This is a genomic window from Haloarchaeobius iranensis, from assembly GCF_900103505.1.
Classification (GTDB): Archaea; Halobacteriota; Halobacteria; order Halobacteriales; family Natrialbaceae; genus Haloarchaeobius; species Haloarchaeobius iranensis.
This window is the reverse complement of the sequence record NZ_FNIA01000006.1, coordinates 1-23,737: the sequence shown is the minus strand read 5'-3', so window position 1 is coordinate 23,737 and position 23,737 is coordinate 1. Positions and strand designations below refer to the sequence as shown.

The 23,737-nt window shown below is 68.3% G+C and carries 23 protein-coding genes and 1 tRNA gene; 13 read left to right on the top strand and 11 right to left on the bottom strand.

The features are described 5' to 3' along the window. Positions 1 to 13 precede the first annotated feature (13 nt). Positions 14 to 430, bottom strand: coding sequence for a hypothetical protein (locus BLT27_RS06485; protein ID WP_089732232.1), 417 nt, complete (start codon positions 428 to 430; stop codon positions 14 to 16). Positions 431 to 648: 218 nt separating this feature from the next. Between BLT27_RS06485 and BLT27_RS06480 the strand changes: the two genes are divergently transcribed. Beyond that, the gene (locus BLT27_RS06480; RefSeq protein ID WP_175526404.1) at positions 649 to 1,527 is read left to right on the top strand and encodes a redoxin domain-containing protein; all 879 of its coding nucleotides are present in this window, start codon (positions 649 to 651) and stop codon (positions 1,525 to 1,527) included. Between the two features lie 66 nt (positions 1,528 to 1,593). Next, positions 1,594 to 1,947: a nuclear transport factor 2 family protein gene (locus tag BLT27_RS06475; protein WP_089732230.1), complete on the top strand. Its 354-nt coding sequence runs from the start codon at positions 1,594 to 1,596 to the stop codon at positions 1,945 to 1,947. Between the two features lie 7 nt (positions 1,948 to 1,954). Here BLT27_RS06475 and BLT27_RS06470 read toward each other — a convergent pair whose 3' ends face one another. Then, positions 1,955 to 2,194 carry an SHOCT domain-containing protein gene (locus BLT27_RS06470; RefSeq protein WP_089732229.1) on the bottom strand — a complete coding sequence of 80 codons (240 nt, stop codon included), beginning with the start codon at positions 2,192 to 2,194 and terminating at the stop codon, positions 1,955 to 1,957. A gap of 52 nt (positions 2,195 to 2,246) precedes the next feature. Then, complete coding sequence (serS, locus tag BLT27_RS06465) at positions 2,247 to 3,623, bottom strand: serine--tRNA ligase (RefSeq protein WP_089732228.1); 1,377 nt, start codon at positions 3,621 to 3,623, stop codon at positions 2,247 to 2,249. Positions 3,624 to 3,790: 167 nt separating this feature from the next. On the opposite strand from serS, the gene uvrB reads away from it, so the two are divergent. The 5 genes from uvrB to BLT27_RS06440 all read left to right on the top strand — a co-directional run bounded on the left by uvrB (position 3,791) and on the right by BLT27_RS06440 (position 9,582). Continuing rightward, complete coding sequence (gene uvrB / locus BLT27_RS06460) at positions 3,791 to 5,860, top strand: excinuclease ABC subunit UvrB (protein WP_089732227.1); 2,070 nt, start codon at positions 3,791 to 3,793, stop codon at positions 5,858 to 5,860. Positions 5,861 to 5,919: 59 nt separating this feature from the next. Then, the gene (locus tag BLT27_RS06455; RefSeq protein WP_089732226.1) at positions 5,920 to 6,897 is read left to right on the top strand and encodes an alpha/beta hydrolase; all 978 of its coding nucleotides are present in this window, start codon (positions 5,920 to 5,922) and stop codon (positions 6,895 to 6,897) included. Between the two features lie 73 nt (positions 6,898 to 6,970). Continuing rightward, positions 6,971 to 7,930, top strand: coding sequence for an ABC transporter ATP-binding protein (locus tag BLT27_RS06450; RefSeq protein ID WP_089732225.1), 960 nt, complete (start codon positions 6,971 to 6,973; stop codon positions 7,928 to 7,930). Then, entirely contained in the window at positions 7,930 to 8,778 is an 849-nt protein-coding gene (locus tag BLT27_RS06445) for an ABC transporter permease (RefSeq protein ID WP_089732224.1), read from the top strand. The genes BLT27_RS06450 and BLT27_RS06445 overlap by 1 nt, the downstream gene beginning before the upstream one ends. Positions 8,779 to 8,850: 72 nt before the next feature. After that, positions 8,851 to 9,582, top strand: a complete 732-nt coding sequence (locus tag BLT27_RS06440) for a DUF4013 domain-containing protein (protein ID WP_089732223.1) — start codon at positions 8,851 to 8,853, stop codon at positions 9,580 to 9,582. On the opposite strand, the gene BLT27_RS06435 is transcribed toward BLT27_RS06440, so the two are convergent. The 3 genes from BLT27_RS06435 to BLT27_RS06420 all read right to left on the bottom strand — a co-directional run bounded on the left by BLT27_RS06435 (position 9,579) and on the right by BLT27_RS06420 (position 14,546). Further along, positions 9,579 to 11,330, bottom strand: a complete 1,752-nt coding sequence (locus BLT27_RS06435) for an excinuclease ABC subunit C (RefSeq protein ID WP_089732222.1) — start codon at positions 11,328 to 11,330, stop codon at positions 9,579 to 9,581. The two genes, BLT27_RS06440 and BLT27_RS06435, sit on opposite strands and share 4 nt — an antisense overlap. Positions 11,331 to 12,023: 693 nt before the next feature. Beyond that, a complete protein-coding gene (locus BLT27_RS06425) occupies positions 12,024 to 14,108 on the bottom strand; it encodes a DEAD/DEAH box helicase (RefSeq protein WP_089732220.1) in 2,085 nt (694 codons plus the stop codon). Positions 14,109 to 14,174: 66 nt separating this feature from the next. After that, complete coding sequence (locus BLT27_RS06420; protein ID WP_089732219.1) at positions 14,175 to 14,546, bottom strand: cupin domain-containing protein; 372 nt, start codon at positions 14,544 to 14,546, stop codon at positions 14,175 to 14,177. Between the two features lie 97 nt (positions 14,547 to 14,643). On the opposite strand from BLT27_RS06420, the gene BLT27_RS06415 reads away from it, so the two are divergent. Further along, positions 14,644 to 15,807: a CBS domain-containing protein gene (locus BLT27_RS06415; RefSeq protein ID WP_089732218.1), complete on the top strand. Its 1,164-nt coding sequence runs from the start codon at positions 14,644 to 14,646 to the stop codon at positions 15,805 to 15,807. Positions 15,808 to 15,927: 120 nt separating this feature from the next. Further along, the gene (locus BLT27_RS06410; RefSeq protein ID WP_139172267.1) at positions 15,928 to 17,244 is read left to right on the top strand and encodes a DUF5305 family protein; all 1,317 of its coding nucleotides are present in this window, start codon (positions 15,928 to 15,930) and stop codon (positions 17,242 to 17,244) included. Positions 17,245 to 17,578: 334 nt separating this feature from the next. On the opposite strand, the gene BLT27_RS06405 is transcribed toward BLT27_RS06410, so the two are convergent. Next, positions 17,579 to 17,651: transfer RNA gene (locus tag BLT27_RS06405), tRNA-His, on the bottom strand. A 125-nt stretch (positions 17,652 to 17,776) separates the two neighbouring features. On the opposite strand from BLT27_RS06405, the gene BLT27_RS06400 reads away from it, so the two are divergent. Further along, on the top strand, positions 17,777 to 18,235 hold the full coding sequence (locus tag BLT27_RS06400; RefSeq protein ID WP_089732216.1) for a DUF5814 domain-containing protein: 459 nt from the start codon (positions 17,777 to 17,779) through the stop codon (positions 18,233 to 18,235). Here the strand turns inward: BLT27_RS06400 and BLT27_RS06395 are convergent. Beyond that, entirely contained in the window at positions 18,232 to 18,645 is a 414-nt protein-coding gene (locus tag BLT27_RS06395; protein WP_089732215.1) for a DUF8146 domain-containing protein, read from the bottom strand. The genes BLT27_RS06400 and BLT27_RS06395 overlap by 4 nt on opposite strands. Positions 18,646 to 18,758: 113 nt before the next feature. Here BLT27_RS06395 and BLT27_RS06390 point away from each other — a divergent pair, with 113 nt between their 5' ends. Continuing rightward, positions 18,759 to 19,397, top strand: a complete 639-nt coding sequence (locus BLT27_RS06390; protein ID WP_089732214.1) for a histidine kinase N-terminal 7TM domain-containing protein — start codon at positions 18,759 to 18,761, stop codon at positions 19,395 to 19,397. 14 nt (positions 19,398 to 19,411) lie between these two features. Here BLT27_RS06390 and BLT27_RS06385 read toward each other — a convergent pair whose 3' ends face one another. Both BLT27_RS06385 and BLT27_RS06380 read right to left on the bottom strand, forming a co-directional pair. Then, the gene (locus tag BLT27_RS06385) at positions 19,412 to 20,011 is read right to left on the bottom strand and encodes an RPA family protein (protein ID WP_089732213.1); all 600 of its coding nucleotides are present in this window, start codon (positions 20,009 to 20,011) and stop codon (positions 19,412 to 19,414) included. Position 20,012: 1 nt separating this feature from the next. Further along, on the bottom strand, positions 20,013 to 20,942 hold the full coding sequence (locus tag BLT27_RS06380; RefSeq protein ID WP_089732212.1) for a replication factor A: 930 nt from the start codon (positions 20,940 to 20,942) through the stop codon (positions 20,013 to 20,015). A 270-nt stretch (positions 20,943 to 21,212) separates the two neighbouring features. Here BLT27_RS06380 and BLT27_RS06375 point away from each other — a divergent pair, with 270 nt between their 5' ends. Together BLT27_RS06375 and BLT27_RS06370 are read left to right on the top strand one after the other, a co-directional pair. Beyond that, complete coding sequence (locus tag BLT27_RS06375) at positions 21,213 to 21,497, top strand: DUF7091 family protein (protein WP_245707647.1); 285 nt, start codon at positions 21,213 to 21,215, stop codon at positions 21,495 to 21,497. Then, positions 21,491 to 22,519, top strand: a complete 1,029-nt coding sequence (locus BLT27_RS06370; RefSeq protein WP_089732211.1) for a mannose-1-phosphate guanylyltransferase — start codon at positions 21,491 to 21,493, stop codon at positions 22,517 to 22,519. The genes BLT27_RS06375 and BLT27_RS06370 overlap by 7 nt, the downstream gene beginning before the upstream one ends. Before the next feature lies 1 nt (position 22,520). Here BLT27_RS06370 and BLT27_RS06365 read toward each other — a convergent pair whose 3' ends face one another. Next, the gene (locus BLT27_RS06365) at positions 22,521 to 23,303 is read right to left on the bottom strand and encodes an SDR family oxidoreductase (RefSeq protein WP_089732210.1); all 783 of its coding nucleotides are present in this window, start codon (positions 23,301 to 23,303) and stop codon (positions 22,521 to 22,523) included. Positions 23,304 to 23,737 lie beyond the last annotated feature (434 nt).

The window sequence follows — 23,737 nt, the reverse complement described above, 5'->3', positions numbered from 1 at the left end:
CAAAAGCGCCACGCTACACCAGTCGGTCGTACAGCGCGTCGACGTCGACCAGCGTCAGCTCGCGCTCCTGTATCGTCGCGATGTGGTCGGCACGCTCGCCGACGGTCTGGCCGTCCATCGTCTCGAACAGTTCGGCGAGGAACGGCTCCATGGCCGCCTGGAGCTCGTCGTAGGTCGTCTCGAGGTGTCCCATCTGGAGGTCGACGAGGACGGTCCCACCGCGCTCGGCCACGTCGTAGCCGAGGAACTGCGGGTGGACCGCTCGTTCGAGCCGGGCGAGGTCGTAGAGCCGTAGCAGGGAGTGGACGGAGCCGTAGCCCTGGTACACCGTGTCGTCGTCGGTCGCGACGGCAAACTCCACGTGGTCCGAGGGCCCGGTCACCGCTGCCTCCCAGCCACCGTAGACGCCGTCGAGTCGAAACCGTACCATACCCGGTTGACAGGGGCCGCGGGAGGTAAAAAGATTCGAGAGGCAGTGCGTGTGGGCGCGGTGCGTCACCGTTGTGTCCACGCGGCCGAACCCGTCGTCAGCGGTCGTCGTGAGCAACCATCGCGTGCACGTGTGAAAACCGTTGGCCGGCGGCGGTGTCGTGACGTGGTCGTCGACCGGCAACCATGGTTAAGTCGACGGGGACGATACACTGTTCCATGCTTTCCGTCGGCTCCGAAGCCCCGAACTTCTCACTTCCTGGCGTCGAGGGGGGCGATTTCGACGAGTACTCCCTCGTCGACGCACTCAGAGAGGACCTCGTCGTCATCGCCTTCTATCCGGCCGACTTCAGCCCGACGTGCACGAACGAGCTCTGCACGCTGCAGGATATGGACCTGCTGAACCTCGACGCGGACGTGACTCTCTTCGGCATCTCCGGAGACTCGGTGTACAGCCACCGTCGCTTCGCCGAGGAGTACGACATCACCTACCCGCTGCTGGCAGACAGCATGGGCGAGGTCGCCGCGGAGTACGGCGTCTGCATGGCTGACTGGCGCGGGCACCGCAACGTCCCGAAGCGCTCGGTGTTCGTCATCGACGAGCGCCAGCGGGTGCGCTACGCCTGGTCGACGGACGACCAGAGCGTGCTGCCGGACGTGGGAGAGGTCCGCGCGGCCATCGACGACGTGCGGGACGACCGGACTGCAGTCCAGCGGTACGCTCGGGGACACGAACACCTCGACACGGGGCGTGACCGGTTCGAGACCGCCTGGAGCGAGTACGAGGTGGCCGCGTGGCTCGGCGCGGTAGAGCACTTCGACGACGCGGTCGCGTACTTCGACGCGGCGGCCGAGAGCTTCCGCTCCGCCGAACGCTTCGCGGAGTCGGCACGCGTGGAACGGGCCTGCGAGGCGGCCGGCGACCGTGCCGACGACTACCGACAGGCTGCCCGGTGGTACGCTCGCTCGGCCGAGTACTACGCGGACGGGGAGGACGAGCTGGGCGACGAGTACCGGACGGACGCGGAGGAGCCACACGAGGCAGCGAGCACCGGCGACGAGCTGCCGGCACCGTCCTCGTTGTTCCCGGAGGAGTAGCCGCCGGCGGTCTCGTGCTCCGTCGCCGACCACGGGGTTTCTGTTGACGGCGACCGAAGCACGCCCATGGCTTCCGACGACCCGGTCGCGACGTACTACCGCGCGCTCGACGAGCACGACTACGAGACGCTCCGCTCGGTCCTCTCGCCGTCGTTCGTCCAGCACCGGCCGGACCGCTCGTTCGAGGGTCGCGAGCCGTTCGTCCGGTTCATGCGGGACGGCCGACCGTCACCGGAGACGAGCCACGAGCTACGGGGTCGGTTCCGGCCGGAAGCTGCTCCCGGTGAGAACGGTGACGCCGAGCGAACGGTGCTGGTGCGTGGTCGGGTGTGCGAGGACGGCGAGCCGCTGCTCCGGTTCGTCGACGTGTTCACGCTCTCGGCGGGTCGAATCGAGCGCGTCGAGACGTACACGCGGTGAGGCTGTCTCAGTCCCGCCCTTCGGTTTCGAGCGTTCGCTTCCGTCGCTCGAACTCGTCGTCGTCCACCTCGCCGCGGGCGTAGGCGATGCGGAGCTCCTCGAGCGCGCGGTCCGTGCTCGACTGCTGGGACTGCGCGGCGTGGATGACGCCGGCGAGGAGCACCAGCGCGACCGGGAGCGAGAAGACGAACAGGATGATGACGAGCTCGGGGGCACCGACGCCGCCGAAGAACGCGGGCGGGAACATACGATAGCCACGGCGGGACGTCGAAAAAGCGTTTCGCGGCGGGGGTCGGGCGTTACTCGTCGGTGCCGAGCGCGCTCTCGCCGACCTTCTCGTGGCCCTCGATGACCTCGGTGCCGCCCATGTACGGCTGGAGCGGCTCGGGGACGTCGACGGTGCCGTCCTCGTTCTGGTAGTACTCCAGGATGGCGACCATCACGCGGCCGACGGCGGTCCCCGAGGCGTTGAGCGTGTGCAGGTACTCGGCGCTCTCGTGGTGTTCGGGCCGGTAGCGGATGCCCGCCCGGCGCGCCTGGAAGTCCTCGAAGTTCGAGGCGCTGGAGACCTCCAGCCAGCGGCCGCCCAGCTCCTCGGGAGCGTCGTCGCTGTCCGTGCCCGGTGCCCAGACCTCGAGGTCGTACGTCTTCGCGGAGGCGAACGTGAGGTCGCCGGTGCAGAGGTCCAGCACGCGGTACGGGAGCCCGAGGCGTTCGAGCACCTCGGCGGCCTCCGCGACGAGCGCGTCGAGGCGGTCGTAGCTCTCCTCGGGCTCGACGAAGTTGACGAGCTCGACCTTGTTGAACTGGTGGACGCGGACGATGCCGCGCGTCTCGGTGCCGTGTTCGCCGGCCTCGCGTCGGAAGTTCGGCGTGTACGCCTGGTGCTTCAGCGGGAGGTCCTCCCGGAGGAGGATGTCGTCGCGGTACATGTTCGTGACCGGCACCTCCGCGGTGGGGCAGAGCCAGAGGTCGTCGTCGTCGTACTCGTCGAACTCGTCGCCGCCGATGCGGTAGGCGTCCTCGTTGAACTTCGGCAGCTGGCCAGTGCCGCGCATCGAGGTCGACTTCACCGGAACCGGGGGGAACACGTCGACGTACTCCTGCTCGCGGTGGACGTCCAGCATGAACTGGATGAGCGCGTGCTCGAGGCGCGCGCCGTCGCCCTTCAGGAAGTAGAAGCCGGCGCCGGTGGTCTTCGCGCCGCGGGCCTCGTCGATGATGTCGAGCTCCTCGCCGAGGTCGTAGTGCGGCGTGACCTCGTCGGGCAGGTCGCGCAGGTCGTCGAAGCCCCAGCGCTCGACCTCGACGTTGTCGGCCTCGTCGTCGCCGACGGGGACGCTCTCGTGGGGGACCTGCGGGAGTTCGAGCATGGCCTCGTCGAGTTCGTCCTCGAGTTCGTCGGTGCGCTTCTCGACCTGCTGGAGCTGCTCCTTGAGCTCGCTGGACCGCTCGATGGCCTCCTGGGCCGCCTCCTCCTTGCCCTCCTGTTTCAGCTGGCCGATCTTGCTGCTGACCTCGTTGCGCTCGTGGCGGAGGTCGTCGCCTTCGGCTTTCAGTTCGCGCCACGCTGCGTCCAGTTCCAGGATCTCGTCGAGGTCCACGTCGTAGCCCCGGTCGTCGAGACTCTCGCGGACGTCCTCGGGGTTCTCCCGGAGGTATCGGCGGTCGAGCATTTGCAAGGTGGTTGCTCTGGGGTCGGGAAAACCGTATCGGATGTGTGTTGTGGCGTGTCACTGCCTCTCGATGCTGGGGACTGGGCCGGGGGAGCCGGGTGGCGGGCACGACCACCGTCACTCGCGAGCGTACGACTCTTTGCCCTGGCTCGCTTACCACGGGCAAGATGAGCGACGCCAACTCCGGCCCCCTCTTACCCGACCGCCCGGACGCCCAGACGCCGTTCCGGGTGGACGCCCCGTTCGAGCCGGCGGGCGACCAGCCCGCGGCCATCGAGTCCCTGGTCGAGGGCTTCGAGTCGGGTGCGACCGAGCAGACCCTGCTCGGGGTGACGGGGTCGGGCAAGACCAACACGGTGTCCTGGACCGTCGAGGAGCTCCAGGAGCCGACGCTGGTCATCGCGCACAACAAGACGCTGGCGGCACAGCTCTACGAGGAGTTCCGCGAGCTGTTCCCGGACAACGCCGTCGAGTACTTCGTCAGCTACTACGACTACTACCAGCCGGAGGCGTACGTCGAGCAGACGGACACCTTCATCGACAAGGACGCCTCCATCAACGACGAGATAGACCGGCTCCGGCACTCGGCCACCCGCTCGCTGCTCACCCGGGACGACGTCATCGTGGTCGCCAGCGTCTCTGCCATCTACGGGCTCGGCGACCCGGCGAACTACGTCGACATGTCCATGCGGCTGGAGGTGGGCGAGCAGGTGGGTCGCGACGAGCTGCTCGCCCGGCTGGTCGACCTGAACTACGAGCGCAACGACGTGGACTTCACGCAGGGGACGTTCCGGGTGCGCGGCGACACCGTCGAGATATACCCGATGTACGGCCGCTACGCCGTCCGCGTCGAGCTCTGGGGCGACGAGATAGACCGCATGGTGAAGATGGATCCGATGCAGGGCGAGGTCGTCAGCGAGGAGCCGGCCGTGCTGGTCCACCCGGCGGAGCACTACTCCATCCCGGAGGAGCGCCTGGAGCGCGCGATGGAGCAGATCGAGTCCGACATGGCGGACCGGGTGCGCTACTTCGAGCGCACGGGCGACGCCGTCGCGGCCCAGCGCATCGAGGAGCGGACGACGTTCGACCTGGAGATGATGCAGGAGACGGGCTACTGCTCGGGTATCGAGAACTACTCGCTGTACCTGTCGGACCGCGAATCCGGCGAGGCGCCCTACACCCTCCTCGACTACTTCCCCGACGACTTCCTCTGTGTCATCGACGAGTCGCACCAGACGCTGCCCCAGATCAAGGGCCAGTTCGCCGGCGACAAGTCCCGGAAGGACTCCCTGGTCGAGAACGGGTTCCGGCTGCCGACGGCGTACGACAACCGCCCGCTGACCTACGAGGAGTTCTTCGAGAAGACCGACAAGCGGCTGTACGTCTCCGCGACCCCCGGCGACTACGAGCGCGAGCACAGCGACAACATCGCGGAACAGATCGTTCGCCCGACCCACCTCGTCGACCCGGCGGTCGAGGTCGCGCCCGCGACTGGTCAGGTCGACGACCTGATGGACCGCATCGACGAACGAGTCGAGCGCGACGAACGCACTCTCGTGACGACGCTCACCAAGCGGATGGCCGAGGACCTCACCGAGTTCCTGGAGGAGTCGGGCATCGACGTGGCGTACATGCACGACGAGACGGACACGCTGGAGCGCCACGAGCTGGTTCGGGCGCTGCGCCTGGGGGACATCGACGTGCTCGTCGGCATCAACCTGCTCCGCGAGGGGCTGGACATCCCCGAGGTGAGCCTCGTCGCCATCCTCGACGCCGACCAGGAGGGGTTCCTCCGCTCGGAGACGATGCTCGTCCAGACGATGGGGCGCGCCGCTCGCAACGTCAACGGCGAAGTCGTACTGTACGCCGACGACCACAGCGACGCGATGGACGCCGCCATCGAGGAGACCCAGCGCCGCCGGCGCATCCAGCAGCAGTACAACGAGGACCACGGCTTCACGCCGACGACCATCGAGAAGGAGGTCGGGGAGACGAACCTCCCCGGCGCGGCGACCGACACCGACGGGCTCGCCAGCGAGGACGGCCCAGCGGACGCGGAGGCCGCCGCCGCACGCATCCAGCGCCTCGAGGAGCGGATGCAGGAGGCCGCGAACAACCTCGAGTTCGAGCTCGCCGCCGACATCCGCGACCGCATCCGCGACCTCCGGACCGAGTTCGAGGCGCTTTCGGACCCGGAGGACGGCACCATCGAGCCAGAGGCGGACCCCGAGTTCTGACGCTTCTCGTCCGCCCGGTATCCGGAGAAATAAACCGCGGCGGCCCGTAGCGGTGGCCGATGACAGACGGGGACGGCGACTGGACACGACGCGGCATCCTCGCGACGGCCACGGCGGCGCTGCTCGCCGGCTGCCAGAGCGACGGCGGCGGGACGGAGATGTCGCCGTCGACAACGCGCGCCGGCACGACGGTCGCAACGACGGCGACGACGACAGAATCGACGGAGACGACGACGGGGACCGCGACGGAGCCCGCCTACCGGGTCGACCGGGACCTGTCGTTCGTCGAGACCGACGCGGGACCGCTCCGGCTGGACCTGTACCGCCCCCGGGACCGGACGGATGTCCCGTTCGTCGTGTTCGCCCACGGCGGCGGCTGGCTCCAGGGTGACAAGGGATTCAGGCCACTGTTCCCCATGCTCTGTGAGGCCGGTATCGCGGTCGCCGACGTCCAGTACCGGCTCGCACCGGGCGCACAGTTCCCCGTCCCCGTCCGTGACGTGGTCGCGGCGGTGACCTGGGTCCGTGCGAACGCCGCCGAGTACGGCATCGACCCTGTTCGTGGCGCGCTCGCGGGCTACTCCGCGGGCGCACACCTCGCCGCGCTCGTCGCCGTCGCACCTGACGTGCCGGCGTTCCGGCCCGACGTCAGGCCGGACCAGCCGGTCGCGGTCGACGCCCTCGTCGGGTTCAGCGGCATCTACGACCTCGCCGACTCCGAGTCGATGGAGAGCGCGCTCGTGCAGACGTTCGTCGGGTCCGAGGAGCCGGAGTCCACCTACGAGCGGGCCTCGCCCGTCTCTCACACCGACGCGGACGACCCACCAGCCCTGTTGCTCCACGGCACCGAGGACGGCGTGGTGCCGTACCGGTCCGCGACCCGGCTGCGCGACTCGCTGCGGGCCGCATCCGTCCCGGTCGAGCTGTTCACCGCCGAGGGGGCCGGCCACGGGCTCATCGACGCGCCGTCGTGGCAGTCGGAGTACGAACCGGCGCTCCGACGGTTCCTCCGGGACCGTCTCGCGGTCGCCGACTGACGGCGGCCACGCACTTCAGATTCTGAAACCGCGGCCCGAGATATTTCGGGATGGTGTGAGTACGTCGAACCACATGGCAGCGATACGAACCGACGACCTCACCAAGCGGTTCGGTGACGTCGTCGCCGTCGACGGCCTCGACCTGACCGTCGAGGAGGGGGAAGTGTTCGGCTTCCTCGGCCCGAACGGGGCCGGGAAGTCGACGACTATCAACGTGCTCCTCGGCTTCATCGAGCCCTCCAGTGGCGGTGCCGAGGTGCTCGGCGCGGACGTGACGACCCACTCCCGGGCCGTCCGCGAGCGCATCGGGCTGCTTCCCGAGGGGTACGGGCTGTACGAGAACTTGACCGGCCGGGAGCACCTCGTCTCCGCCATCGAGACGAAGGAGGCCGACGACGACCCGGACGAGCTGCTCGACCGGGTCGGCCTCGACCCCGAGGACGCCCGCCGGGCCGCCGGCGGGTACTCCAAGGGGATGCAACAGCGTCTCGGGCTCGCCATCGCGCTCGTCGGCGAGCCGGACCTGCTGGTGCTCGACGAGCCCTCCTCCGGGCTCGACCCGAAGGGTATCAAGCTCCTGCGGAACATCGTCCGCGAGGAGGCAGACCGCGGCGCGACGGTGTTCTTCTCCAGCCACATCCTCGACCAGGTGGAGAAGGTCTGCGACCGGGTCGGCATCATGGCCGAGGGCGAACTCGTCGCGCTGGACACGCTCGACGAGCTCCGCACCGAGATGGGGGTCGGTGGCGTCGTCGAGGCGACCGTGGACGCGGTCCCCGACCTGGAGCCGGTCCGTGCGGTCGACGGCGTGCGCGACGTGACCGCCACCGAGGACGTGGTCACGGTGACCTGTGGCGACCCCGCGGCGAAGATGCCGGCGCTCCGACGCATCGACGACGCCGCGACGGTCGAGGACATCGGCATCGAGACGACCTCGCTGGAGTCGCTGTTCGAGGAGTACACGAACGGCGAGCACGAGGCGGTCGCCGCACAGCCCGAGAAGGCGGCCCCGGTCACCGGAGGTGAGGACTGATGCGGCTGGCGACCATCGCCCGCGACGACTTCACGAACGCTCGCCGGTCGTCCATCGTGCTGGCCGTCATCGGCGTGTTCACCGTGCTCGTCGCGATGATATTCGCCTCGGAGTACGGCATCTACGACGAGCCCTACCGGACCCTGTTCGACGTGTCGGCGTTCGTCTCGTTCGTGTTCCCGCTGTTCCTCGCGCCGCTGGCCTACCTCTCCATCGCCGGCGACCGGATGGACGGCACCATCAAGTACGTCATGGGGCTGCCGAACAGCCGCGCGGAGTACTTCTTCGGGAAGTTCGTCTCGCGGCTGAGCGTCGCCACCGCCGCCGTCGTGCTGGGGATGTTCGTGTCGTTCGTCATCGCGTTCGCGACGTACGTCCAGGCCCCCAGCGTCGAGCGGTTCGCCGTCTTCACCGGCGTCACGCTCGCGTACACGGTGTCGTTCGTCAGCATCTTCGTCGCCATCTCCGCCGCCGCCTCCTCGCGGTCGCGGGCGATGTTCGGCGCGCTCGGCGCGTACTTCCTGTTCGTCGTGTTCTGGTTCGGGTTCTTCCCGGTCATCAACCTCGGGACCATCCTCGACACCGTCGAGAGCCTGCTGGGCGTGACCATCTCGGATAACACCCGGAGCTACGTGCAGCTCCTCTCGCCGGCGACGGCGTACCTCCAGTCGACTGAACCGGTGTACGCCGGCGTGTTCGACCAGTACCAGTCGTTCCAGATGAACTTCCAGCCGGGGAGCGACAAGCTGCACGACCAGACGTGGTTCGCCGTCCTCGTGATGCTGGCGTGGTCGGCCGTCTCGCTCGCCGTCGGCTACCTCTCGTTCCGTCGCTCCGAGCTGGGGTAGGCCGCCGCAGCCAGCTTCTCTTCGTCGTTTCGATGTCCGAACATTTTTCAGCTGCGCGCTGGATTTCGACCCATGGTAGTGGATTCACTGAAGTTCCCGACGAAGGGAGAGGACGGCCTGCTACGGGCTATCATCGGTGGTGGCCTGTTGCTCGCCTCGGGTATCATCCCGCTGCTCCCACAGCTCATCGTGAACGGGTACAGCCTCCAGTCGATGCGTGCCGGGGCCAGGAACAACCCGACGCCCCCCGAGTTCGAGGACTGGGAGGCCCTGCTGAAGGACGGAGCGATGATGTTCGGCGTCACCCTCGTCTACACACTGATACCGATGATGCTCCTGTTCGGGGTGTTCTTCGTCGGTATATTCGTGTTCTCCTTCGGCGCGGCAGCCGGGAGCGCGGCCGGTGAAGGCGGTGCCGCCGCCGGCGGCGGTATCGGTCTCATCGTCATGCTCGTCCTCGGCGGCATCGCGTTCCTCCTCCTCATGCTCGCGTACTACGTGATGCCTGCGGCGCTCGTCGGCGTCGCGACCGAGGAGGAGTTCATGGCGGCGTTCGACTTCGGCTCCGTCCGCGAGATCGCGTTCACCAGCGACTACTTCGTCGCGCTCGTCGTCGCGGCCATCGTGAACTTCCTCGCGCTCTTCGTCATCATCCCGCTGATGTTGCTGCTCGTGGGCTTCCCGCTCGCCTTCATCCTGCAGGCCGGTATCTTCCACTACCTCGGCACGGTCGCCCGCGACATCGCGACGACCGGGACCGGGCAGCCGAGAACCGACGACCCCCGCGCCGGCGACGCCTACTAGAGCCGCCGTCGCAGCTGTGCTGCGGTCTTCTCGCCGACGCCCTCGACCGCCAGTAGCTCGTCGACGCTCGCCTCGCGGACGTTCTCGACGCTGCCGAACCGCCCCAGCAGCCGCCGGCGCGTCTCGGGGCCGACCCCGGGCACGTCGTCCAACACCGTCGACACGTCGTCACGGACCGACTGGTGGTACTGCACCGCGAAGCGGTGGGCCTCGTCGCGCACCCGCTGGAGCAGGTGCAACTGCGGCGCGTCGCCGTCCCAGTCGTGGGTGCGGTCGGGGGTGACGACCAGCTCCTCTGCCTTCGCCAGCGCGATTGCGGGTACGTCCCAGTCCGCCGCTTCGAGCGCGTCCATGGCCGCGGAGAGCTGGCCCTCGCCGCCGTCGACGAGCAGGAGGTCGGGGTCGGGACGGTCGTCTCGGCCCGCGAGCGCGCGCTCGGCCCGCCAGCGCACGAGGGCGTGCATGTTCGCGTAGTCGTCGTTCGTCTCGTCGAGCTTCTTCCGCCGGTAGTCGGAGTTCTCCGCGCTCCCGTCGACGAAGCAGACGTTCGAGCCGACGACGGCTCTCCCCTGTGCGTGGCTCACGTCGAAGCCCTCGATGCGCGAGATGCGGCCGAGCCCGAGCTCGTCCGCGAGCGCGGCGGACTCGTCCCGGCGGCCGACGTTCCGGCGGGCGTTCTTCAGCGCCAGCTCGACCAGCTTCGCCTCACGCCCCGCGCCGGGCACTCGGATCGCAACGTCCGCGGCGTCCAGCCACGCCGCGACCTCCGCGTCGTCGTGGTGCTCGGGCAGCAGGATGGCGTCGGGCAGCGCCCGCTCCGCGTAGTACTGCACGAGGAACGCCGCGAGGACGGCCGGGACGGCGTCACCGGGCTCGTGGTTCGCGCCTTCTGGCGCGGCCATCGAGTGCCGGTCCCGCTCGACCAGCTGGCCGCCGTCGGCGTGGAGTCTCGCGACCGTCGCGTCGTCGCCCCGCAGCGCCACTCCGAGCACGTCGACCGAGCGCTCGTACTCGTCCCGGCCGCTGACGGCCTCCCCGCCGCTGCCGTGGAACGACTCGACGACTTCGAGCCGGTCCCGGAGGTTCGCCGCGCGCTCGAACGACTGGCTCTCGGCGGCCTGCTCCATCTCCCGGCGGAGCGGGTCGGCGAGGACGCCCGTCTCGCCGGCGAAGAACTGCTCGACCGACTCGACGTCGGCGACGTACTCCTCGGGGCCGATTTCACCCGTGCACGGCGCGGTACAGAGCTCCATCTCGTAGTCCAGACATGGCCGCTCGCGGCCAGCGAACTTGTGGTCCGAGCAGCCCCGGACGCCGAACGTCTCCCGGAGCGCCTTCACCACCGTCTCGACGGTGCCCATGCTCGTGTACGGGCCGAAGACGGTCGCACCCTCGTTCGGGTCCCGGGTCACCTCGATGCGGGGGAACTCGTGGTCGGTCAGCTGCACCAGCGGGTACGACTTGTCGTCCTTCAGCCGCACGTTGTACCGCGGCTGGTGACGCTTGATGAGGTTCGCCTCCAGCAGCAGCGCCTGCGTCTCGGTGTCGGTGACGGCCACGTCGAGGTCGTCCGCGCGCTCGACCATCCCCGCGATGCGCCCCGACCGCGGGTCCGCGTAGGAACGGACCCGAGATCGCAGGTCCACCGCCTTCCCGACGTACAGCACCGTGTCGCCCTCGAGGAACTGGTAGACCCCCGGCTCCGTCGGGAGGCCGCTCGCGTGGGACTGGAGCGTCTGCGCGTCCATCGGTTCTGTTCGGGCTAGGTGGCGGGGCGGCATGGGGGTTACGTCTGCAGGTGCGGGTTCGGCGTATCGACGCCGGGGTTTAGATATATTGTAACCTCCACGCCGGCATCGTCCAACCAGCCGGGTGGCGCGCGGCTGGGGAGCGTGCCGAGCGCAGCGAGGCCGCGAGCCATCCGCGCGAGGGACGAGGAGCGTGGTTCGAGAGAGCGAAGCTCTCTCGTCATTGCCGGACTACGTCCGGCAGGCAGCCAGAAATCCATGATTTCTGGCTACATCACGAAAATCTTCGATTTTCGAACGACAGCGCCAGCGAGCACCGGAGTCGGATGGGGAGGATTGAGGTGCGGTGCGGTCGCGGTCGGGTGTCCCCGTGAGCGAGCCTGCGAGCGAATGGGGGCTCGTCGGACCGAAGGTCCGACGGTGGGACTGAAAGGGGCGACGTGCTCGTCGAGCGAGACGAGGCAAGGACCGCAGCGGAGTGAGGACCGTGGTTCGAAAGACGCCTTCGGCGTCTTTCGTCATCACGAGAGAGCGAAGCTCTCTCGAACGACAGCGAGTCGCAGCCGACGAGCACGTCGGGGCTTTCTGGTTGTAGGAGCCGGTGTGCTATCCCCGGGCAAGCGGGGCTTTCTGGCTGTTCGAGTCACCAGCAACAGCACTCACGAGAACGTGTCGGTCAACAGAAACGCAACCTCACAGCTCCGTCTCACGCAGCTCCAGCTCGGCCACCACCTGATACGGGTGCTGCTCCTTCCGGATGCCGTCCAGAATCGCGAACGCGTCGCCCGGGGTGAGGAAGTGCTCGCACACCACCCGTCCGAGCGGCGTCGGCTCGAAGCCGTCGATGAAGCCGTACTCCAGCAGCTTGCCGACGGCGTGTTTCGTGGGGATGTCGCCGAGCATCCGGTCGTTGAGCGCCTTCGCGGACTTGCCGGCGACCGCGACGTTCGCCAGCGTCTCCTCGACGGCGGCGTCCTCGTCGTACCGGGTGATGACGGGCTCCATCTCGCCCTTGAGCAGCTTGAACGCGACCTCGTCCTCGGACATCTCCATGGAGTTGTGGTAGGTGCACTCGGGCTCGACGAGCATGTACACCTTCCCGCGGTCGTGGTAGTCCGGGCGGCCGGCGCGGCCGAGCATCTGGCTGAACTCCTGCACGGAGAGCCACTCGATGCCCATCGCGAGCGAGTCGAAGATGACCTGCGAGGCGGGGAAGTCGACACCCGCCGCCAGGGCCGCTGTCGTGACGACCGCCGAGATGTCCTGGTCGCCGAACATGCGCTCGACCTTCTTCCGGCGGCCGTAGTCCAGGCCGGCGTGGTAGGGAGCGGCGCTGTACTCGAGCTTGCGGGAGATCTCGTGACAGCGCCGGCGCGAGTTGGTGAAGATGATGGTCTGGCCACGATAGCCCTTCGAGGACTCGCGGTCGAACTCCCGTTTGACGAGGCGGTTGATGATGCGGGGCTTCTCGCGCCCGTCGGCGAAGGTGACGTGGCGCTCGATTGGCACCGGCCGTTCCTCGAACTCGATGAGCTTCGCGCGGAGTCCCGTCGCCAGTTCGGTGGGGTTGCCGACGGTCGCGGAGAGGTACACCCACTGCGCGCCGTCGTAGCTCGACCGCTGCTGCTGGCGCTGCTGGCTGTAGTGCTTCAGCCGGGAGATGAGTCCGTCGAGGCGGTGCCCCCGGCCCTCCTCCTTCAGCGTGTGGACCTCGTCGATGACGACGGTGCCGATGTCGCCGAGGTCCTTCCCGGTCCGCAGCGCGTGGTCGATGCCCTCGTACGTGCCGACGATGACGTCGGCCGAGGGGTCGAACCGGGAGCCGGAGTCGTTGACGCGGCTGGCCCCGACCCGGATGGTGACGTCGACGAGGTCGCCGTACTCGTCCGCGAAGTCCTCGTGCTTCTGGTTGGCGAGGGCGACGAGCGGGACGAGGAAGAGCATCTTCCCCTTCCCGTCGAGGACGTTCTGGAGCCCGGCGAGCTCGCCGATGAGCGTCTTTCCGGTCGCCGTCGCGCTGACGACCAGCTGGTCGTCGCCCATCCCGCGTGGGCCGTCGCCATCGTGCTCGCCGAACAGGCCGTTCTCGACGGCGAGGCTCTGGACGGGTAGCAGGGTGTCGAACCGCTGGTCGAGCAGGCCCTGCAGCTTCGGGTGCAGACCGAGGTCGTCGACCGGGACGAGGTCGATGTCCTCCGTCGTCGCCGATATCTCGTCGAACTTCGTCAGGTCCGGGTCGAGTTCGCCCTTGAGCAGGTTGCTGATGCGCTCTAAATCCTGTACCTCGATGAGGAGGTCCTCCAGTCGCTCCTTCGCGTCGCTGGTGAACTCGCCGTGGTAGGCCAGCTCCTTCTCCAGCTCGCGACGGGCGCAGTCGGTGCAGATCCAGTCCGTACCGTCCTTGACGGCCGTGTCCGTCGTGATGGGCGAGTACCGACCGGCGGAGGCGCAGTAGCGACAGGTCCGGACGACCTTCGCGTCGAGCTGGTAGCCGTCGAGCATCGCCTGGAGCTCCTCGCGGGCGCGGTCGGAGGTCTGCTCGGAGATACGGATTCGCTCGGCGCGACGTGCAATCTCGACGAACTCCTCGGGGCTGCGCGGCTCCTCGCTGGAGTCGCGGACGAGCCGGAACTTGCCCGGACGGGGACCCGCGTTCGTCTCCTTGAGTTCGAGCTTCGCACGGAAGACGCGCTCGCCGTCGCGCTCGACGACCGCGAGGTAGTTCCTGCCGGCCTCGTGGAGGAACAGAGTGTCGACGCGCTGGACCTGTCGTGACACGCGAATCGGTACGAGAGCCGGGTATTTCAGGGGTTCGGAACTTCGTCGGGCCCGCGGCGGAACCCGTTACTCCTGGAGCTGTATCTCGTCGTCGCCGTTGGGCACCGCACAGAGGAACGCACCCTGTTCGTCGCCCTCGTTGCGGTACCAGTGGACGGTCCCGGCCGGAATCAGCAGGGAGTCGCCGGCGGAGACGACGTGTTCCTCGCCGCCGATACCTACGACGTACTCACCCGCCAGCACGTACTGCTCGTGCTCGACCGCGTTCGTGTGCTTTGGCACCTCGGCATCGGGGTCGAGGGTGAACCGTCGGATGGCGAAGTTGGGTGCGCCGTCGTCGGCGTCGACGAGCACACCCTTCGAGAGACCGTCGGCGGCGTCGACTGGCTCGTACGATACGTCCTCGCTCCGGCGGACGACCGGTGTCTGCTCGGACATACGCGACGGTAGGACCGACTGGCACTTAACGGGTTCCGACCACCGACCGACGGCCGTCGTCACCCAATTTAAGAGTGGTCGGTGGCTACTCGATAGCATGCGAAGCTTCAGGATCGGGTCGGTGTTCGGCATCCCCATCAAGCTGGACCTGACGTTCCTGCTGGTGCTGCCGCTCTTTGCGTTCCTCATCCAGCAGCAGGTCGGCTCCGTGACGGACCTCCTCAACGAGACGATGGGGGCGAACCTGCCGGTCGACCCGCTGGTGGCGGGCTGGATGCCGTGGGTGCTCGGGTTCGCGGTCGCCATCGGCCTGTTCGTCGGTGTCGTGCTCCACGAGCTCGGGCACTCGGTCGTCGCGATGCGGTACGGCTTCCCCATCGACTCCATCACGCTCTGGATATTCGGCGGCATCGCCTCCCTCTCGGAGATGCCCGAGGACTGGAAGCAGGAGCTCCAGATCGCCATCGCCGGGCCGGTCGTCTCCATCGCCATCGGGGCGATCTCCTACGGCGCGTTCCTGGCCGTTCCCACGAGCCTGCCGTCGGCACGGTTCGTGCTCGGCTACCTCGCGCTGATGAACGTCGCGCTCGCGCTGTTCAACATGCTGCCCGGCTTCCCGATGGACGGCGGCCGAGTCCTCCGTGCGCTGCTCGCCCGCACCCGACCGTACGCGAAGGCCACGCAGATGGCCGCCGAGGTCGGGAAGGTGTTCGCGCTCCTGCTCGGACTGTTTGGGCTGCTCAACTTCGAGTGGCTGCTCATCGGTATCGCCTTCTTCATCTACATCGGTGCGTCCTCCGAGGCCCAGCAGGTCGTGATGAAGGCCGCCTTCGAGGGGGTGACCGTGCGGGACGTGATGACGCCCGGTCCCGACCTGCACACCGTCACGCCAGAGACCAGCGTCTCGGAGCTGATGTCGCGGATGTTCTCCGAGCGCCACACCGGCTATCCGGTCATGGACGACGGCGGCCTCGTCGGCCTCGTCACGCTGGAGGACGCCCGCGGCGTCAAGGCCGTCGAGCGCGACGCCTACACCGTCGAGGAGATAATGACACGGGAGCTCCACACCATCACCCCCGACGCCGACGCGATGGAGGCCCTCCAGACGATGCAGTCGAAGAGCGTCGGTCGGTTGCTCGTCGTCCGTGGTGACGACCTCGTCGGCCTCATCTCGCGCTCGGACCTGATGACGGCGTTCGACGTCGTCCAGGAGACCGGCTCGGTCGAACCGAGTCCACGGACGCCCGCCCGGGAGACGTAAGGCGGAGTGACTAGTCATCCTCGCGCTCGGTGATAGTTACTCGCCCCGGTGGATGCGTGATATACCAACGTGTACGCTTATTATTGGCAGAAAGACACCCATACTGGGGGGAAACACCGAGTGACACGAGGAGGGACACGTATCCGAGCGTTGGTCGCCGACAACTACCGGACACTGCTGGTCGTCTGTCTCGTCGCGAGCGCGGTCGCCGGTGTCGTCGCTGCCGATGCGGTACAGCCACAGTCGACGACGGTCACGGACGAGCGAACGCTGTACGAACCGAGTGCAGCCGTCAGCCACGGCGCGGACGTCGTCACGAAGACACCCGTCTACGACCGCGAGCGACTCGAGAACCGACCCGTGTACTTCGCGAACGTGTCGCCGGTCATCTCGGGCACCGTCACCGTCGGGCACCAGGGCGACGCGACGCTGAACACGACCGTCGAGACGGCGGTGGTCCTGCGCGCCGTCGGCGAGAGCGACGGGTCGGGCGCTGGCGACGGACAGCGCACCGAGACGACCGTCTACTGGGAGCGGACGGTCGCCCGGAACACCACCAGTGCGACGCTCGACGGCGGCGAACAGCTCCGGGTCCCGTACGCCGTCAACGCCACCGCGCTGTTCGACCGCGTCGACGCCATCCAGCGCGCGCTCGACAGCAGCGCCGGCGAGACGCAGGTGTTCCTCCTGGCGACGGTCCACCGGCGCGGGCAGGTCGCCGGACGGACGGTCGACCAGTCCGAGGAACTCCGCGTCCGGTTCACCGGTGACGGGACCGCCGTCCGCGTCGAGCCGACAGGTCTCGATGCGAGCCCGGTCACCGTCACCGAACGGCGGCGCGTCACCGAGCGGCCGGACGGCCCCGTCGTCGCTGCGTCGCTCGTCGGCACGGGCGCCGTCTGGCTACTCACGTTCGCTCTCGTGAGCGTGGGTGTCGCGGTTCGCTACCGTGACGTGCGCATCGAACCCACCGCTCCAGAGCGGGCCAGGGCGCAGTTCGAGAGCGAGCGCGAGGAGTTCTCGGAGTGGATCACCGTCGGCGCGGTCCCCGACGCGGTGCGGTCACGGACCGTCGTCGAGGTGGACTCGCTCACCGGGCTCGTGGACGTGGCCATCGACACGGACTCCCGGGTCATCGAGTCGGGCGACGACGGCCGGTTCTACGTCCCGGACGGCGAGCTCTGCTACGTGTACGACCCGCCGCCGGAGCCGACCGCCGGCGACGTGCTCGCCCCGGAGGACGTCGAGGCGCCCGACGAGACCGAACGCACCTTCGAGTTCCCCGACTCCGACTCCGACGGCTCGGTACTGCCCGCCGACGGAACCCGGAACGACGACTCCGACGACGACACCGGAGCCGGAACCGCGACGGCGGCCGCCGGTCCGGCGGGAGCCGGGGACGACGAACCCACCGTGGCTCCGGAGGAGGACGACTGAGGCTCTCTGCCGCCGGCGTTCCCGTCGTAACCGCCGCTGTCCGTCTTCGTCTCCTTCTGGCGCGGGTTCCGCGGTCGTCCTCCGGCCGGCCCCCGGCCGGTCGACGAGGACCCGGCCACGGCGACGGCGACGTAGCCGTGACTGCTGAGACGAGGCCGGGACTCAATGCGTCTTACTTCGAGGTTGGACGGTGCATGTCTGGTGTCGCTCACGAAGAGAACGGGCAAGACCGCGAGAATCGAACCTCACTCGCAGCCTCGCGGTGCTCGGCTGCTCCCTGGTTCGATTCTCTTCGACGGACGTTCGTCTGCTCACGTTCGTTCGCAGACAGAAAGTCCGGGTGCGAGAATCGAACCCGCGTCTCAGCCTCCACAAGGCTGAAGGATAGTCCACTACCCTAACCCGGACACTTGCACCAGAACGTACCCGGGTCGAACTCAAATACGTTACGACTCGATAGAGGCTCCGTCATGCGGTGTCACGGTCCGAACCGCGACGTTTTTGCCCGTCACGACCCTAACGTGGGCCAAGCGTGGCCATCACGGACAAGATCTACGTCAAGAACCACCGGCAGCTGAGCTCCCAGCTGGACACGAACATCCCCAAGGGCGTGTTCAAGGGGGCGACGCTGGACATGCTGTTCAACGGTGGTGAGGCGCTGGACAAGCTCGACGAGACGACCCGCGAGCGCGTCCTCGACTTCTCGAAGGACTTCATGGACTGTGGCTGTGACAACAGCCCGTACTGTGGCCACCCGGAGGAGAAGTTCGTCCGGTACCTGCTGGAACTCCGGGCGCAGGGCCTTCGCCCGTCGGCCATCGTCGACGTGATGGGTGACGACTACATGGTGTACGCCTACGAGGGTGACATCCTCTCGTTCCTCGACAACTCCGTCCGCACGCTGGAGGCGATGGAGGAGCTCGCCCGCGTCGATGGCAACGAGGAGGCCCGGAAGGCCGCGAAACGGGAGAAGGAGACGCTGTCGGGTTAGCCGAGCTGGTACGGTTCGTCGTCCTCGTCCTCGGCCCCGTCGAGGTCCTCGAGGTGGATGACCTCCTGGTCGTTCTCGTCGTCGACGCGCTCGCGGAGGTAGGTGACGTACTGCTTGTACTCGTCGAGCTGCTCGCGCAGGTGGTCGGCTTCGAGTTCGAGGCGCTCGTGCTCGCGGACGAAGCTCTTCGGCACCTCGACCTTCGGCGGCCACGCCTCGTCGACCGGTTCGTCGTCGGGGGCCTCGTGCTCGGGCACCACCGCGACCTGCCCGTCGTGGGCGACGAGCATGTCGACGTAGTCGCGGAACACCGCCGACAGCGAGAGGTCGCGCTCCTCGGCGATCTCCTGCAGCGTCTCGAACGCGTCCTCGTTGACGCGGAACGAGACCGTCTTGTTCTTGTTGCCCATGCTACCCGTAACTGTCACACAGGCACTTCAACGTTCGTCAGACGGTCCGTGGATGCCCGAACGGACCGACCGACTCCGAATCGGTTTTGTTCGTTCCCTTGAGACGTGAAGGCATGTTGCTGTCTCGAGGCGTCCCGGTCGCCGCCACGCTCGTCGGGTCTACCGCCCTCGCCGTCGCGCTCCACGGCCGACGGCGGGACCACCGGTCGTCCACCCCAGTCGCGCTGCTCGTCGCCGCGGTCCTCGGCCTCGCTGCGACGCAGACGCTGCAAGGGTACGTCGGCCAGGTCGGGACGGCGGTGGTACTGAGCAACGTCGGCGTGCTCTGCCTCCACGTCGCCGTCGTCGCCTGGTTCTGGGACGCCGTCGACCGCCGTGAGTCCATCCCGTCGTCGAGTGCCGCCGTGGTCGCCGTCCCGTTCGTCGTCGCCCAGGGCCTGGTCTGGACGACGTCGCTGTACTGGACGCAGTACGAACTCGTGAACTACGGGGGAATGACGGTTCTGGGTGGGGAGTCCGGTCCGGCGTACCTCCCGGTTGTGGCGCTCGTCTACCTGACGGTACTCGCCGGGGCGGCGGTCCACGCCTTCGGGCTCCTGAAACGGGACGTCGGAAGCGGGGTGGCGGCCGGCGGCACCGTGTTCATCCTCCTCGGAACCGTCGTCGGCCTCGTCGGCGGCGGTCCGTACGCATCGACCCTGGGGACGTCGTTCTGGGCGCTCGTGACTGCCGTCTCGCTCGAAGTCGACTGAGAGAGCCGCCGGTTTCAGGCCGTCGCTTCCGGCTCGTCCTCGGCGACGCCGTCGAGGCTCTCGAGTGCGGTCAGGACCTCCTCGCGGTAGCTGTCGAGCAGGCTCGCGTCGTAGCGCTCGGTCGCCATCGCGGCGTACTCGTTGGTCTCGTCGTCGTACGCCTCGACGCGGTCGAGCGTGCGCTCGGCCGTCTCGACGACCCAGCGGTCACGCGTCGCCTCGTCGACGGCGGTGATGGATTCGGGCCGCAACGAGACGTTGACGCTGCCGTCGTCGGTCTCGAACGTCCGGGGCTTGCCGACGACCGAGACGTACGCCGGCGGCTCCGTGTCCCGCAGGAACGCCGCCGCCTCGGGCTGGTACTGCCCGGCGTAGATGAAGAACGTGCCCGTGGGGTCGACCACGCGGCCGCGCCAGTACTCCGAGTCGTCGCCGATGTCCTCGGTCTCGGTGAGCGTCCCGACGACGAACACGCGGTTCGCACGGTCGCCCGTCGGCAGGAGCGCGAAGTTCGGGGCGCGCTCCTCGTCGGACTCCTTGAACGTGTACGTCGCGTCGTTGAACTCGCGTGCGAAGACGCGCTTGGCGACCTCGCGGGTGGGTGCCTGGCTCATGTCACATCGACCTCGCTCGGATGAGCGTCGACTCGGTGTCCGGACGCTCGGTCAGTTCCTCGACGTCGTCGGCCAGCACGTAGCGGCCGAACGTCGGGCCCGTCACGCGGTAGTACACTCCCATGACCTCGTCGCGGATCTCGTCGGCGACGACGGTCGTGTCGAGTGCGTCCATCGCCATGTCCTTGGCCTCCTCCAGCGAGATGTCCGCGACGTCCTCCGTCGCGGCCTCGTTGAAGATGACCTCGTGGGCGTCGACGCCGTCGTCGACGACCGCCTTGATGCGCAGGTCGAAGGTGCCCTCGACCTCGCCGTGTTCCGCACAGCGGCCGTTCTGGAGCACGCGCGTGCAGTCCTCCTCCGGACAGCGCTTGATGAGGCCCGAGCCGGACTGGATGTCGACGAGCGCGCCCTCGATGGTCACGTCGTCGTCGCCGACCTCGATCTCCTCGTCGAGCTCCTCGATGGTCGTGGTCCGGTTGAGCTTCACGGAGTACTGGCCCTCGTACTCGTCGGTGACGACGTTCGAGAGGCGGTACACCGCGCCCTCCTCGAGCTCGGGGAGCTCCGAGGTCTCGAAGGAGACGAACTTCTTGGTGCCGGACTCGTCGCCGACCAGCCCGACCTGGGCGATGGAGTCGGAGCGGGGCTCCCAGAGCTGGGTGACCTTCACTGTCAGGTCGACCCACTGCTCGTCCTGGTCGATGTCGCCCAGTTCGACCTCGTCGCTGGAGCCGCCCGCGAGCTCGTCGCGGTCGACGCCAGTCTCGTCGACGTAGTGGCTCCGGACGCTGCGCTTGGCCTCGTCCATCGGCACCTTGAACTCGTCGACCAGTCGTTCCAGTCGTTCCTCGATCTCGTCGACGGACACGTCGGCGTGTCCGGAGAACTGTTCGTGTAAGTCTTCGGCGTGCTGTCGCACATCGGTCATGGTTGGCTCTGTCTCCGCGTGTGTTCAGTGGGAGACGTATCGACGTTGGGGCGCGATGGTATTTAAACTGTGCCAAGCGCGGTGAAAGTGAAAGCGCCCTCCGAGGGTGAAACGACGGTCGCTGGCCGTGAAACCCCTGTATTCGTCGCTCAGGTCCAGGCGGAGGTGGACGACCGACGCGACTTTGTGGCCCGCCCCGCTACGCTCGGGCATGTCAACGGGTCCGTGCCGACCCCGCATCCGAACGCCCGCCATCGGGCGGTGGTCCCGGTGAGCGACGGCCCCGACTCCGGCATCGGCGGCTATCTCCGCCGGGCCATCCGCTCGGCCGGCCGGCAGTACGAGCAGTCCCGCGAGCAGTTCACCACGGGCCGGACGGTGACCCGGCTCCCGGCCGACGAGCACGGCCGCGCGAAGATCGTCTGCCGCCGCCACGCCGACAAGCGCGCCGTCATGCTCTCGGAGGACGGCGTCCCGCCGTGTTTCGACGCCGAGAACCGCGACTGCCAGGGCTGTCTGGAGGACATCCGTGAGGGAGTGATCGAGACGTGGTGACGACGGTCGCGCTGGTGCTCGCCGGCGGCACCGGCACCCGGCTCTACCCCGCCAGCAGGGCCGACCGGCCGAAGCAGTTCCTCGACTTCGGCGGCGACGGCTCGCTGCTCGCCAGCACGGTCGACCGCGTCGCCTTCGCCGACGAGACGTACGTCCTCACCGGCGAGCGCTACGCGGACGCGGTCCGGGAGCACGCCCCCCGCGCCGGCGTGCTGGTCGAACCCGCGGGGAAGGATACGGGACCGGCGCTCGCCTACGCCGCCCGCCGCATCCGCGAGCAGGTCGACGACGCCGTGCTCGTCTGCGTGCCCAGCGACCACCACGTCGACGGCGACTTCGCCAGCGTCGCCGCACACGCCTGCGACGTTGCGGTCGGGACGGATGGGCTGGTGACGATGGGCGTCGAACCGACCAGGCCGGCGACGGGCTACGGCTACATCGAACCCGAGGGACGCTTCGAGGACGGCGGCGACGCCGACACCGACGACGGCGTCGCACCCGTCGCCTCCTTCCGCGAGAAACCCGACGCCGAGACCGCCCGCGAACTCGTCGACGCGGGCTGTCTCTGGAACGCCGGCATCTTCGCGTGGACGCCCGACGCCTTCCTCCGGGAGTGTCGGAACACGCCGCTTACACCCATCGTGACGGCCGACGACCCGGCCGAGGGCTTCGCCCGCGCCGAGGCCGTCAGCGTGGACTACGCCGTGCTCGAACGCACCGACGACGCATACGTCGTCCCCGCGACGTTCGACTGGGACGACCTCGGGGCGTGGGACGCGCTGGAACGGCTCACTGACGCCGGCCTCGGTGTCGAGGAGCGGGACGGGAACGCGGTGCTCGGTGACGGACTCACAAGCGACGCGTCGGGCAACGTCGTCGCGGGCGACAAGCACGTCTCGCTCGTCGGCGTTGACGACCTGGTCGTCGCCGCGTTCGACGACCGGGTGTTGGTGGTGCCGAAGGACGAGGCCCAGCGAGTGCGGGAGGTCGTGAGCGAACTGCGCGAGGAGAACCTGTTCTGACTCAGCTCCGCAGCCGCCCCCCGTCCACCGGCACCGACGCCCCGTTCACGAAGCTCGCCCGGTCCGACGCCAGGAACGCGACCACGTCGCCGAGCTCGTCGGGGTCGCCGATACGGCCCATCGGGATGCCGTCGGCCCAGTCCACCAGCCCCGCCTCGTAGCTGCTGTACTCGCCGCGTTCGAGGCTCTGCTCGACCAGCTCCTCGATGCGACTCGTCTCGTGGGCCGCCGGCAGGACGACGTTCGCCCGTACGTCGGGTGCCCACTCCCGGGCGACGGTCTTGGCGACGCCGACGACCGCCCGGCGTACGCCGTTCGAGAGCACCAGCCCGTCGATTGCCTCCTGCACGCTGGTGGAGGTGATGGCGGTCCAGGTCCCGCCGTCGTCGGCCGCGAGGTGGGGGTGGGCCTCCTTGAGTGTCCAGACGGCGCTCATCACGAGCAGGTCGTACGCCTCGTAGAAGTCCTGGTCCGTCATGTCGAGGAACGGGCCCGAGCGCGGGCCGCCGGCGGAGGTGACGAGATGGTCCAGTCCGCCGAACTCCTCGACCGTCGCCTCCACGAGTGCGGCGATGTCCTTCGGGTCGGTGATGTCGGCCTCCAGCGCGAGCACGTCGCCCGCCAGTCCTTCGAACTCCGCCTCGGCGTCGGCCAGCCGGTCGGGGTCCCGGCCGCAGATGGTGACGTTCGCGCCCTCGCGGGCCAGTGCCGTCGCGCTCGCGTTGCCGAGGCCGGCCGAACTCGCCGTGACCAGTGCCGCGTCGCCGTCGAGATGCAGGTCCATGGACGGGGAGACGTGCGCCGCGGACTAAGCGTTGGGGACGGCGGAAAACCCGAGTTGTCTCTGCGTCTCGACTATCGACCAGCCGACTGGCGCGCGGCTGGCGAGACTGCGCGACTGCAGGGAGCGTGTCGAGCCATCCGCGCGAGCGAATCGGCTGGGGAGGCGTGAGGTGCGGTGCGGTCGCGGTTGGGTGTCCCCGTGAGCGAGCCTGCGAGCGAACGGGGGCTCGTCGGAGCTTGCTCCGACGGTGGGACTGAAAGGAGCGAGTGTCTCGACGACGGCGGACGACGCAAGCACCGCAGGAACGAGGAGCGCAGTGAGTCCACCGAGTCGAGACACTCGGGGCTTTCTGGCTGTTGGTGGTCCCAGAGTATCCCACGACTATCGGGGCTTTCTGGCTGTTGGTGGTCCCAGAGTATCCCACGACTATCGGG